We start from the raw sequence: 11,562 nt of genomic DNA, 5'->3' as shown, positions 1-11,562 counted from the left end.
TTAAGGTGCTCCAAGGGTTAGGCGGACTATTGAGGTCCCGTAGTCCGGTGCCGCGCCGAGTTCGAAGGCATCGGACAGAGAGACGTATCGGACGAAGTAGCCCCTGATGGTCTTGTTCTTGATCGTCCCGCCGGATGTCCAACTGTTACTTGCAAAGTGGTAGCCGGTGACGTGAAAGGCGGCAAACCCCTCGATGTAATACTTTCCGCTGGAGCCGTTGCCCGTCGCCACGTCGTATAGCGGGAGGAGGACTGTTTGATCGTTCATCTTGCTGAGATCCGCAGCAGTGCACTCGGATGGTGCGCTCGCACCCGTGTTGCTGGAGAACCATGCCCCAGAACTGTTTGCCTGCCCAGCCGAAAGGGTGACACCGCAATTGGCATCGTTATCCGATATCCAGCCGAAGCCACCCGGGATCTCGCCACAGCCGCCGGAATCCATGTCCAGGACCTGCTCGGCGCCAGTCAGGGAACCCGACAACAGGTTGAGTTTGCATTGGGCAATGGCCAGGGGGAGAAGGATCGTGCCCTTGGACGGCGTCCCCCACTGGGCCGTCGAGGGGGCAGTGACTTCGCTGCTGTTGAGGCCAAAAATACGGGCAAAGAACAGCGAAACGTTGTTCGCTTGTTTGCCCGGTTCCTGGGCGCCGGTAGTGACGGTGACGGTATGGGCGGTCTTGTCCAGCAGGACGGACTTCACATTGCTAAGTCCGTCCCCGGCATTGCTGTTCGCAAGGCTGGCGGCAAGCGTGGAAGTGCTGGAGCAGTCAGGGTCGCTGATGTCGCGGGCACACTTCTGGGCGATGGCAATGGCTGCCGCATCGGCCCCCGTACGTAATTGGGTCCGTTCTGCGTAGAGGACGCCGGTGTCGACGGCCAGGGCGCCGAAGCCCAAGAGGACCACCATGAGAATCGCGACCAGGACGCTGACCGCCCCGCGCTCGCCGTTTCCTTCGGCGGTTCCCCTGCCTAGCCGCCGCATACCATAACTCCCTTGCCTTGCATGGGGAATGGACCGGCGATGCCTGTCATGGTGGACAGGGTGTAGGTAATGGTAAACGTCACTTGTGCTCCGGTAGTACACGTGGCGGGACTGACGGTGATATTGGCGTCCGACAAGGCAGGCTGCAGGGCCGTGGCCGCGTTCTTGGCTGCGGTTCGAGCGGCCGTGGGGTCGTTGCCAATCGCCATGACCCGCACGCCTTCGCGGGCCGCGCTGGAGAGCGAAATTTGGACGTTATAGGCGCGACCGAATTCCATGATGCCCAGCAGCAGCATGATGAGCACCGGGGCCAGGAGCGCGAACTCGACGGCGACGGCCCCCCGTTCTTTTGTCGTGGACATAGGGGACCGCCTTTCTGCCTGTGGCTTGCCGGAGATGGCCGTGTGGCGGCGGCTCAGAGCCGCCACCACACGATGTTTCGAGGCCGACGTCGATTACGGCGTGCAGGTTGCCTGTCCGGCGCCGCCGCCTGCGGCGAAGGTCCCATGCGTTACAGAGCATTGGACTTGCACGAACGTGTCATGCAATGAGCCGCCGAGGAGCGTGACGGCGGCAATGATGACGACCGCAATGAGCGAGACCATGATGCCGTATTCAACCGCGGTGGCGCCGCGCTGCTCACGCCTAAGACGGGCAATAGTGTTACTAACGAAAGAACGCATGGATGCCTCCTGAACGGACTCGGTGGCTGGCGGCCGCCAGCAGAGAAAGGATTCGGCGCGCGCCATTAAGGTGCGCAGGAGCCGGCTGCCCCGGCTGCGCCGGGCGTCCAGACCTTGCCGGAGACCTGGCACTGCACTTGGTTGAACGTGTTTTTCATCGTCGTGCCTAGGAGAGTCACTGCGACGATGATTACAACGGCGATGAGGGAGACCATGATGCCGTATTCGACGGCGGTGGCGCCGCGCTGGTCGCGGCGAAGACGGGTTGCGAAAGCGGAGAGAAAGGAACGCATGGGAGACTCCTGAGCGAGTTGGGCGGCTGGCCCTGCACCAGCACTGAGAGGAACTTAGCAACCACCGACACGCCGACGATTCGAGCTTGACGCATCCTGTGCTAAGGCTTCCCAAATTGCACGATTCCTGTACATTCCCTGCGCCCATCTTGCGCTGGGCGCAGCCCCAACCCAGGCACACAGGAGGACCCCCTCGGCTCTGGGGTCCGAGGGGGTCCGGTCTGTGGGCCCCGCGGAAGGGGCGGCGCAACGTTCCCTTGCCTAATGGCTGGCGAACACGTCCATGATGCTGAGGACGGTGGGCCCGAGCACCACGATGAATAGTGCGGGGAGGATGGAGAAGATGAGTGGGAAAAGCATTTTCACGGGCATCTTCATCGCGTGCTCTTCGGCCCGCTGGCGGCGCTTGACTCTCATGACAGTGGCCTGGGACTTAAGGACGCTCGCGATTGCGATGCCGTAGCTGTCGGCCTGGACAACTGACCTGACGAAGGATCGCAGGTCCGGCACGTCGACGCGCTGGGCCATCGCCAAATAGGCCTCCTTGCGGGACCGGCCCACCTGGATGTCCTGCAGGGTGCGGATCAGCTCGTCGGCCAGCGGCCCCTTACCGGACTCACCGGCCCGCGCCATGGCCGTCTCGAACCCCAGCCCGGCCTGGACTGAGATGAGCATCTGATCCAGAGTGTTGGGGAGTTCGAGCCTGATCAAAGCCCGGCGTTTCTCCGCGTAATTTCGGAGGAGGATGTCCGGGAGGAAATAGCACAGTGCCGTCATGCCGAGGAAAAGCGCAAATTTCAAGGTCGACGGATCCGCCACGTAAGCCAGAATGCCGAGGAGGGCGCCGGCCAGGCCCAGCAGCGGCTTCACCATGATGACGCGGGCCAACGGCCAAGACTTGGGCCGGCCCGCGCCCGCGATCTGCTTGTCCAGCCACGCGGCGTAGCCCTTGGGCATCGCCTTTCTGGTCAGTGACGCCAGCTGTTCGTTGGCCGTTGGCGCGGACTCTCGAGCCTGGGGACGGTGTCCCAGATTGGACTGGATGTTCCGAAGTCCGGCCCGGTCGCCCGTCAAAGCTAGCCACGTCATGACGGAAAGCGGGGCGACAACCGCCAGGATGGCGGCATAGGCAATAGGCTGCATGATTCTTTCCCTGCTTCCCTAGAACTTCGGTTTGATGAGCCGGCTGAGCCAGAAGCCGCCGACGACAAGGAGCAGCGCCGCGGCCGCGATCATGAGGTAGCCCGGCAGGGTGCTTGTAAACACCCTGGAGTACAGCGGGTTGAAGAGGGTCAGGCCAACGAACATGACGATCGGCAACGCCATCAGGACGAGGGCCGAGATTCGTCCTTCTGCGCTGAGTGCCCGGACCTGGCCGCGGATCTGGTTCCGGTCGCGGATGGTTTCTCCAACGTGGTCCAGTACTTCGGCCAAGTCACCGCCCACCTCCCGGTGGATCTCCACGGATCGGGCGATCCAGCTGAAGTCCTCATTGTCTGTCCGGCGTGCCACCTCGTCGAGCGCATCGCCCAGGTCCCGACCGATCCTCGTCTCGTTGACCACCCGGCTGAGTTCTTCGGCCATTGGGGCCTCGTTCTCCTGAGCCGCCGCATCAATGGCCCGCAGGAGACTGTGACCTGCTCGAAGGCCGCCCGAAAACATCTGAAGCGTGTCCGGGACTTGATCGTCGAACTTCCGCCGCCGCCGGGAGACCAATGCGTTGAGCAGCATGTACAGCACAACCGGGGCCAGGATGGCCAGAAGGAGGGCTAAAAACAGACCGCCCGTGAAAAACCCCAAGACTGAGACGACGAGGGTCGCGGCGCCGGCCATCAGGAGGTAGTCACCCGGACCCTTTTTGAGGCCGGCCGCGTCGAGCTTCTCCCGGTTCAGGACGCCGCTGCTACTACCCCGAACACCATTGTTGATGGCTCGGAGCGTCTGGTCCGTCAGCCTGGTGAAAGTTGAGACCTGCGGTGCAGTACTCGGCCTGCGCCGGGACAGCGGCACCGCGGACCCTGACTTGAACACCACTGTGAACAAAATCGCCAGCGCTCCGTAAACCATCAGAAGGCCGGCCACAAAGGCCAGGGGAGAAATTTCCGGAAGCATCGCTACCGCCCCCCGATCGGCTGGGCGCCGAAGACCGCTGGGGAGACGGAAATCCCCAATTCGGTAAACCGGTCGGTGAACCTCGGCCGAACCCCGGTCGGAACCGGCTTGCCCAGGAACCGCCCGGTGCTGTCCACCCCGGCTGAGTAGTCGAAAACGAAGGCGTCCTGAAGCGTGACAACGTCGCCTTCCATGCCCTGGACCTCGGTGATGTGCGTGACCCTGCGTGACCCGTCCCGGAGCCGGGAGATGTGCACGATCAGGTTCACGGCCGAGGCCACCTGCTCACGCACTGCACGCAAGGGGAGGTCCATGCCGGCCATCAGCACAAGGGTTTCGAGCCTGGCGATGGCATCTCTCGGTGAGTTGGCGTGGACTGTCGAGATCGAACCGTCATGACCGGTGTTCATGGCCTGCAGCATGTCCAGGCATTCCCCGCCGCGGACCTCGCCCACGACGATTCGGTCCGGCCGCATGCGGAGAGAATTCCTCACGAGGTCCCGGATGGAGACCTCACCTTTGCCCTCGATGTTTTGCGGCCGGCTCTCCAGCCGCACCACGTGGTCCTGCTGGAGTTGCAGTTCCACGGCGTCCTCGATCGTGACGATCCTGTCGGAGGCCGGGATGAAGGAGGAGAGCACGTTGAGCAGGGTGGTCTTGCCGGTGCCCGTGCCGCCGGAGACGATGATGTTCATGCGTGCCATGACACAGGCCTGGAGGAGTTCGGACATCTCGGGGGACAGGCTGCCCATGGCGATCAGGTTCTCGACGGTCAGCGGATCGCGCCCGAATTTTCGGATAGTGAGGGCGGGTCCGTTCACTGCCAGTGGCGGAATGATGGCGTTGACGCGCGAGCCGTCCGCAAGCCTTGCGTCCACGAGGGGCGAGGACTCATCGATGCGTCGGCCCACGTTGGACACGATCCGCTCAATGACCCGGCGCAGGGCCTCGTCGGAGGCGAACTTCGTGTCCGTCAGGAATAGCTGGCCCTGGCGTTCAACGTAAATCTGGTCGAATCGGTTGACCATGACTTCGGTGACGGCGGGATCGTCGAGGAACCGCTGGATGGGCCCGTGACCGAGTACGTCGTCGATGATCTCCCGGATCAGCCTCTGGCGTTCGGGGCCCGTCAGCGGGATCTGCTCTTCCTCGACCACCAGCTTGAGCTCGTCCTTGACGGACTGATGCAGCTCAGCCTCGCCGATGGAGGAATCGGTAATCCGGGAACCCAGCCGTTCAAAGAGAGACTGGCTGGCCCGCTCCTTGAGCGCGTTGAGCGCCTCGCTGGCGATGGAGGCGGTCTGCTGAACCGCCACGACGTCGGACCGGACGTCCGCGGCGGCCTTCGCCTCATGGATACGGCCGAGCGTCGAAGGGGCTTGGAAGACATCGGCGACGGAGGGGGGTTCCTCGGCCGCTTTGGTGGCTGGCGCTTCTCCGCGCAGTTGCAGGAACCGGTCTGTGAGGCTCACTGGAATACCGCCCTTCTGTGCAGTTGCTTGTGCGGTCTTGCTTCCCACTCGGGCTTGAAGCGCTCCACCAGCTGGCGGAGCCCTTTCGACGCCGGATCCCTGCTGCCGTCCTGGAGAACGGGAACTCCCTTATTCGTGGAGAACGGCAGGTTCTTTGAGCGTGGGAGCACCACATCTACCGGGGCACCAACGGTTGCCTCGACGTCCTTGAGGCTGAGCCCGGCACGGCGGTCGGCCATGTTCAACACGATGTGGCGGTGTTCCGGAACCAGCCCGAGTTCTTCCAGGATCTGGAAGCCGGTCCGCATCCCGCGGATGCTGGGGACGTCCATTCCGCAGATCCAGACGGCGTCGGTGGCCTGCTCCAGCGTCGCCAGGACGTGTTCGCCTAGCCCAGGCGCCGTGTCCACCACGATGTACCGGAATTCCTGCCGGAGTTGCTCCAGCAGATGGGCCACGTGGGCCCCGGTGATCCGATCCATTTCGATGGGCGTTCGCGGTGCGCACAGTGCATAGATACCGGCCGGGTGGACCGTTAGGTAGGTCTTCAGGACCATGGAATCCTGGCTGGCCGCACCGAGCACGGCGTCCGTGATGGTGAACTCCGGTTCAAGCAGCAGCCCGCTGGCCACGTCCCCAAACTGGAGGTCGAGATCGACGATGACGACGCCCATCGGTGACGTCTTGCCGAGGCCGACGGCAAGGTTGGTAGCCACCGTAGTCTTGCCGACGCCGCCTTTGGGTGACATTACGGCGATGACACGGCCCGCGCCGCCATGATCAGCATGTTCGGTGGCCTGCGGAGCGAGTCCCCGCCGCCGGCCCGCCGCTGCGAGGCTGGCCCGCTCCAGCAAGACGCGGATGGTGTCCGCGTCGGCTGCCGGTTCCAGGAAGTCCCGGACGCCGGCGCGCATGGCCTGCAGGACGGTCTCCGGTGTCGCCTTAGCCGCGAGTACCACGCTGATCTCCGGGTATTGGAGGTCCACGACGGAGGCGAGCTTGAGGGACCCCTCCACCGGAAGGCCCGGTCCCAGGATCAAGACTTCCGGTGGTTCGCCCATCATTTGACGGAGAATGTCTGCCGGTCCCTCCGGGAGGTAATCGGCCTGGAACACATGAAGGCTACCGTGGAGCCCGGTCACGGCTAAGCGGACCAGCCGTTCGAAGTCGCTGTTCGGGGTGATGAGTACGAAGCGGCTCATCGGAACAGCCCCGCCGTGTCGACTGCCCCGGTGCTGGACTCGACTGCGTTTCCCGGCTCCTTGGACAGATAGATCTTGCCGAATTCCGCGGCGAAGACAATCCGTTCTGAGTCGGCGGAGTTTCTTGCCAGCGTAATGAGGTAGTTGCCGTCGCTCTGGGCAGTGGTGCTCGACGTCGAGGAAGCCTGGCTGGCGCCGGAAGCCGGGTTCGAAGTGCCAGTTTGCGTGGCTGCGCCGTCGCTGAACTGTGCGGCCGTCACGAGGACCTTGTGGAAGCTGAGCTGCGTTTTGCTCGCCTTGGCGCCAGACGGTGAATCCGACGCCTGCTCCAGCGAGAGGAAGACGCCCACCGTGTCCCCGGCCTTCAGTACGCCGCCGGCCACCCGTTCAATGGGAAGTTTGAGCGTGATTTCCTGGAGCCCCGAGGGCACCTGGACCCGGGACGGCCCAAGAAAGGAATCGGGCTCCACCATCCGTGAGGAGAGCAACTGTTCGCCGGGCACAAGGGCCACGGCGGCGACTTTTGACCCAAGCGACGCGAGATCGGTGACGCTGTTCTCGGCGACGGCGATCTTTGGCACTGACTTCATGGCGACGTAACCGGCGATCACCTCGGCGGTGGCGCCGGCCGGAATTGTTTTCTGGACTACGTAGATTGACTCTGTTTCCGTTCCGGCCATTGCTCGTTTATCTGCATTCTGAACATATGAGACCAGCAACACGGTTCCGATAACTGCCACAAGTAATGCGGCGATGCCCCCCAGCAGGCGTGTTTTCATTTCATTCCCCTTAGAGTACTTTTCGGGCACTATTTAGTGAGCTTGACGACGGGATTCGCATAATAGGGTCCTCCCTTTGAATTGCGGTTGCTCCACGGGATGAACTCCTGGAATTGACCGCAAATGCCACGGTCGCTGCTCTTCTGGAACAGCGCTGAGCAGGCGGGGTCCGCCTTGGGGGCTGTTAGTCCGTCCGCGTCTTTGACGAAAGACCAGCCATGGACTTCAATTTTTGCGAAGCCCGACAGATGGAATCGCCCACCGTTGCCTTGTCCGTCCCCGTCGTCGAAGATCGGGAAGTATGCCGTGGCATATTGCTTGCGTGAGTTGTCGATCGCGGCCCGCCAGGCGTCCAGCGTGGCAGCGCAGTCCGATGGTGTCTTGCTGTTGCCGGTGTTGGAGCCGACCCATCCATTCGCGTCGGCCGCCGTGTCGCACACGCCGGCCTCGTCGAGCCAACCGAAACCGCCCGGGATGTGATGCCCCGATGGGCTTCCGACACACGGGCTCTTGCCGTGTTCCTTGATCAGTACCGTTGTCCCGGGCGGCGCATAAGCCTGGGTGATCTGGCACTGGTCGAAGACCAGCGGGAAGGCCCCGGAGGCGGCGCCGGCCTTCCAAGCCGCCGTGGCGTTGGCGCCGACGGATACTGGGCCAGCATTCAGGGCAGATGCAAACATCTTGCTCAGAAAACCGCCTCCGTGGTTGTCCAGGGTCCGCGTTTTCACCGTGACCTGGCCCGGAACTGAGACGTCCACGGCCGCTGAGCTGAATCCGTCAAGCGAATTTGCGTTCGCTAAAGTACCGGCCAGGGCAGTGTTGCAGGTTCCCGCCGCGCAACTTCGGGCGACGGCCAAGGCTCCGGCATCTGCTGCGTTTTGCAGTTGCGCCCGTTCGACGTAGATCTCACCAACATCGACTGCCATGGCGCCGGCTCCTATGAGGACCAGCATCATGACTGCCACCAGGACGCCCGCAGTGCCACGCTCCTTATCGCCCCTCCTGCGGGTCGCACTTAGCCTCCGCATCGCATGGCCCCCGTCCCCGAAACGTTGACCGTACCGCCAAACATCCCGGTCATGGAGCCGGCTTGGTAGCCAACAGTGACCTGAACGTTGCCGGTGCTGCCGTCAGGACAGGCCCCCGTGAAGGTGTATGTGAAGCCTGCCGGACTCAGCCCGGGGGCCCCCGCCACAGCCGCCGCCCTCGCCAGAGTTTGGTCGTTGTGGATAGCCATATTCCGTGCCGCCTCGCGAGCTGCCTGAGTCACGGAAATCTGCAGGTTGTATGTATACGAGAATTCGATGATCCCGCCCACGAGGGCGAGAAGAACGGGAGCGACGAGGGCAAACTCGACGGCGGCTGCGCCGCGCTGCCGGCCCTGTGCCCGAGACCTGGGGCCTCGTGAACTGCTGCGATGCATTGGATCCCCCCCGGGATAGATGCAGCTTAAGTGGGCCCGGTGTGCCGCACCCGCGTATGCGGACGCGGCACACCGGTCTTGCTGAGACCTGCTAGAGGCTTGGGGTCTGGCTGGGTTAGGCTTTCCAGCCGCTGACCGTCTTGCTGAGAGTGTCGAACCAGCCGCTCAGCGCGGTCCCGAAGGCGGTGACCGCAATGATAATTCCGAACGCGATGAAGGCTACGAGCAGCGAGTATTCCGTTGCGGTCGCTCCCTTTTCGGAGGTGAGCTTTTCCTTGACGCCGGCGACAAAAGCGAGCATTGATACCATGAGACCAGTCATTTTATTTATCCTTTTCCAGAGTTTGAGTATTGAACGAATTTCCAGCAATTCCCCGATTTCTTATTAGCTGGGGCTTCGTTGGGACAACATTTGCACGGGCTCAAACGGCACGGCAATGAGGTTCGATACTCGACTTTCCGGAGGGAGAATTGGGGTACCACTCGCCCTCGAAAGGGGTGTACTCAGTTTCTTGAACAGGGCACGGCTCGACTACTTGGTTTGGTAAGCCGCCTTGCTAAGCCGTACCCACGTATGGGCTCCGGCCCACTTAGGGAAGCAGCAGGATGACGGCCATGCCGGCCGCGAGCATGGAGGGCCCGTAGGGTACTTCCCTCGGCTTGTTTCCGCGGTTTTTGAGGACCAAGAGCGCGGAGGCGACGCCGCCTGCGACGAATCCCAGGGCCCCGCCGTAGAACAAGTGGGACCAGCCTAGGTAGCCCAAGTACAGGCCAAGTGGCGCCGCAAGCTTCACATCGCCCATCCCGAGGCCGTTTCTGCTGGTCAGGGCGAGAAAAAGGTACAAAACGAACAAAATTACGGCGCCGGCGGCCCCGCGCAGCAGGCTCCCGGCCTCTCCGGATACCCCCGCTGCGACCCCGAGGATAACGAGGCCGACCCCAAACAGGGGCAGAACCAGCCGGTTCGGCAGCAAGTGGTGCTCCAGATCGATCCTGGCCAGCTGGACACCGGCAACCGCCAGCAATACATAAGCAGCAAGCTCGGGAGTCGTGCCGAACCGCAAGGCCAGTAGGGCCGACAGGGCAAAGGCGGCAGCCGCCGTCGTGCTCCTCATTCTTGCCGTGGGGGATCCGGCGAGGTGGGGGAGGGCCCGCCGCACAAAGACTTCGGCCAGCCATCCCAGGGCGGCGCCGGCAACGCCGCTTCCGAGAACAAACAGAAGAGGCGCAGAGCCGGCTGCGGCGGGATCGGACACGGTTCCTCCAGGGATGCGACGGGCCGGCACGGGACAGCATGCGAAACAGCGAGCACACAGGATGCATCCGGACACCCCATTTTGACCCAAGAGGCCGCGGCAGGCTATTCTTGGTAGTCGTTGTGCGTGTCCTATCTCGATGGTGCGTGCCCGCTTGAGAATCCGGTTGCAGGATAACTACTCAACGTGCACATTCGAGACTCAAGGATGACTGGTTACATGGAGCCCTCACCTCTGTTCCGGTAGCGCATAGATAGTAGGTGCACCGTAAGAGTGACGCCTAAAACAAGAACGCCAGAACAAGAACGAGGCAAACACCGTGCGTACGTATACCCCGAAGCCCGGCGATATCAACCGCCAGTGGCACGTCATTGACGCCACCGACGTTGTCCTTGGTCGTCTCGCCAGCCAGACCGCAATCCTGCTGCGCGGCAAGCACAAGGCCACCTTCGCGTCCCACATGGACATGGGCGACTTCGTCATCATCATCAACGCTGAAAAGGTTGCCCTCACCGGCGCCAAGCTGGAGCAGAAGCGCGCATACCGCCACTCCGGCTACCCGGGCGGCCTGACGTCCGTCAACTACGCGGAACTGCTTGAGTCCAACCCGGTTCGCGCCGTGGAGAAGGCCATCAAGGGCATGCTCCCGAAGAACTCCCTCGCTGCACAGCAGCTGGGCAAGCTGAAGGTGTACCGCGGTGCAGAGCACCCCCACGCCGCCCAGCAGCCCAAGACTTTCGAAATCACCCAGGTCGCCCAGTAGTCCTGGCCACCAAACAACTTATCTATACAAGGAGAATCGTGGCTCAGAACGAAGAGACCACCGAGGCCGTTGTGGCTGAGGAAAACCTGACCAGCTACACCTCGGAGAGCGGTGCTGCGGAAGCAGCTGCGCCGAAGAAGGAACGCCCGGCACTGACCGTCGCCGGCGCTGCAGTTGGCCGTCGCAAGGAAGCCGTTGCACGCGTTCGCGTCGTACCGGGCTCCGGTAAGTGGACCATCAATGGCCGCGAACTGGCGAACTACTTCCCGAACAAGCTGCACCAGCAGGACGTCAACGAGCCCTTCAAGATCCTCGATCTTGACGGCGCCTACGACGTCATCGCCCGCATCCACGGTGGCGGCATCTCCGGCCAGGCCGGTGCACTGCGCCTCGGCATCGCCCGTTCGCTCAACGAGATCGACACCGAGAACAACCGCGCCACGCTGAAGAAGGCCGGTTACCTGCGCCGTGACGCCCGCGTCATCGAGCGTAAGAAGGCCGGTCTCAAGAAGGCCCGTAAGGCTCAGCAGTACTCCAAGCGCTAACCCGTTTGAAGGCGCCCAAAGCGCCTCTACGAAAGCCCGTTCCGCCACTCGGC

Annotated in this window: 15 protein-coding genes; 2 read left to right on the top strand and 13 right to left on the bottom strand. The window is 62.9% G+C overall.

Going from position 1 to position 11,562, the window contains the following annotated elements; genetic code table 11:
- From AB4Y72_RS04935 to AB4Y72_RS04875, 13 genes are all read right to left on the bottom strand, one after another.
- Positions 1 to 981, bottom strand: a complete 981-nt coding sequence (locus AB4Y72_RS04935; RefSeq protein WP_441425060.1) for a pilus assembly protein TadG-related protein — start codon at positions 979 to 981, stop codon at positions 1 to 3.
- Positions 969 to 1,343 (bottom strand): TadE family protein, encoded by a 375-nt coding sequence (locus AB4Y72_RS04930; protein WP_441425059.1) that lies wholly within the window; start codon positions 1,341 to 1,343, stop codon positions 969 to 971. Before AB4Y72_RS04930 ends, AB4Y72_RS04935 begins: the two co-directional genes overlap by 13 nt.
- A gap of 93 nt (positions 1,344 to 1,436) precedes the next feature.
- Positions 1,437 to 1,664, bottom strand: coding sequence for a Flp family type IVb pilin (locus AB4Y72_RS04925; RefSeq protein WP_441425058.1), 228 nt, complete (start codon positions 1,662 to 1,664; stop codon positions 1,437 to 1,439).
- Positions 1,665 to 1,729: 65 nt separating this feature from the next.
- Complete coding sequence (locus AB4Y72_RS04920; protein ID WP_441425057.1) at positions 1,730 to 1,957, bottom strand: Flp family type IVb pilin; 228 nt, start codon at positions 1,955 to 1,957, stop codon at positions 1,730 to 1,732.
- Between the two features lie 261 nt (positions 1,958 to 2,218).
- Positions 2,219 to 3,100: a type II secretion system F family protein gene (locus tag AB4Y72_RS04915; RefSeq protein ID WP_441425056.1), complete on the bottom strand. Its 882-nt coding sequence runs from the start codon at positions 3,098 to 3,100 to the stop codon at positions 2,219 to 2,221.
- Between the two features lie 18 nt (positions 3,101 to 3,118).
- Positions 3,119 to 3,991: a type II secretion system F family protein gene (locus AB4Y72_RS04910; RefSeq protein ID WP_441425055.1), complete on the bottom strand. Its 873-nt coding sequence runs from the start codon at positions 3,989 to 3,991 to the stop codon at positions 3,119 to 3,121.
- A gap of 80 nt (positions 3,992 to 4,071) precedes the next feature.
- Positions 4,072 to 5,541, bottom strand: coding sequence for a CpaF family protein (locus tag AB4Y72_RS04905; RefSeq protein WP_441425054.1), 1,470 nt, complete (start codon positions 5,539 to 5,541; stop codon positions 4,072 to 4,074).
- Entirely contained in the window at positions 5,538 to 6,743 is a 1,206-nt protein-coding gene (locus tag AB4Y72_RS04900; protein ID WP_441425053.1) for an AAA family ATPase, read from the bottom strand. Before AB4Y72_RS04900 ends, AB4Y72_RS04905 begins: the two co-directional genes overlap by 4 nt.
- A complete protein-coding gene (gene cpaB, locus AB4Y72_RS04895; protein ID WP_441425052.1) occupies positions 6,740 to 7,423 on the bottom strand; it encodes a Flp pilus assembly protein CpaB in 684 nt (227 codons plus the stop codon). Before cpaB ends, AB4Y72_RS04900 begins: the two co-directional genes overlap by 4 nt.
- 128 nt (positions 7,424 to 7,551) lie before the next feature.
- Complete coding sequence (locus AB4Y72_RS04890) at positions 7,552 to 8,550, bottom strand: pilus assembly protein TadG-related protein (RefSeq protein ID WP_441425051.1); 999 nt, start codon at positions 8,548 to 8,550, stop codon at positions 7,552 to 7,554.
- Positions 8,538 to 8,945 (bottom strand): TadE/TadG family type IV pilus assembly protein, encoded by a 408-nt coding sequence (locus AB4Y72_RS04885; RefSeq protein ID WP_441425050.1) that lies wholly within the window; start codon positions 8,943 to 8,945, stop codon positions 8,538 to 8,540. Before AB4Y72_RS04885 ends, AB4Y72_RS04890 begins: the two co-directional genes overlap by 13 nt.
- Positions 8,946 to 9,060: 115 nt before the next feature.
- Positions 9,061 to 9,267, bottom strand: a complete 207-nt coding sequence (locus AB4Y72_RS04880; protein ID WP_441425049.1) for a Flp family type IVb pilin — start codon at positions 9,265 to 9,267, stop codon at positions 9,061 to 9,063.
- Between the two features lie 268 nt (positions 9,268 to 9,535).
- Positions 9,536 to 10,201 carry a prepilin peptidase gene (locus tag AB4Y72_RS04875; RefSeq protein ID WP_441425048.1) on the bottom strand — a complete coding sequence of 222 codons (666 nt, stop codon included), beginning with the start codon at positions 10,199 to 10,201 and terminating at the stop codon, positions 9,536 to 9,538.
- 319 nt (positions 10,202 to 10,520) lie between these two features.
- Between AB4Y72_RS04875 and rplM the strand changes: the two genes are divergently transcribed.
- Both rplM and rpsI read left to right on the top strand, forming a co-directional pair.
- Positions 10,521 to 10,964, top strand: a complete 444-nt coding sequence (gene rplM / locus AB4Y72_RS04870) for a 50S ribosomal protein L13 (protein ID WP_015937805.1) — start codon at positions 10,521 to 10,523, stop codon at positions 10,962 to 10,964.
- 38 nt (positions 10,965 to 11,002) lie between these two features.
- The gene (rpsI, locus tag AB4Y72_RS04865) at positions 11,003 to 11,509 is read left to right on the top strand and encodes a 30S ribosomal protein S9 (RefSeq protein ID WP_441425047.1); all 507 of its coding nucleotides are present in this window, start codon (positions 11,003 to 11,005) and stop codon (positions 11,507 to 11,509) included.
- The last annotated feature ends 53 nt before the right edge of the window (positions 11,510 to 11,562 follow it).

It is taken from the genome of Arthrobacter sp. YAF34, from assembly GCF_052113245.1.
Lineage (GTDB): Bacteria > Actinomycetota > Actinomycetes > Actinomycetales > Micrococcaceae > Arthrobacter.
Note: the sequence above shows the minus strand (reverse complement) of the source record. Positions and strands in the feature narration are given on the sequence as shown.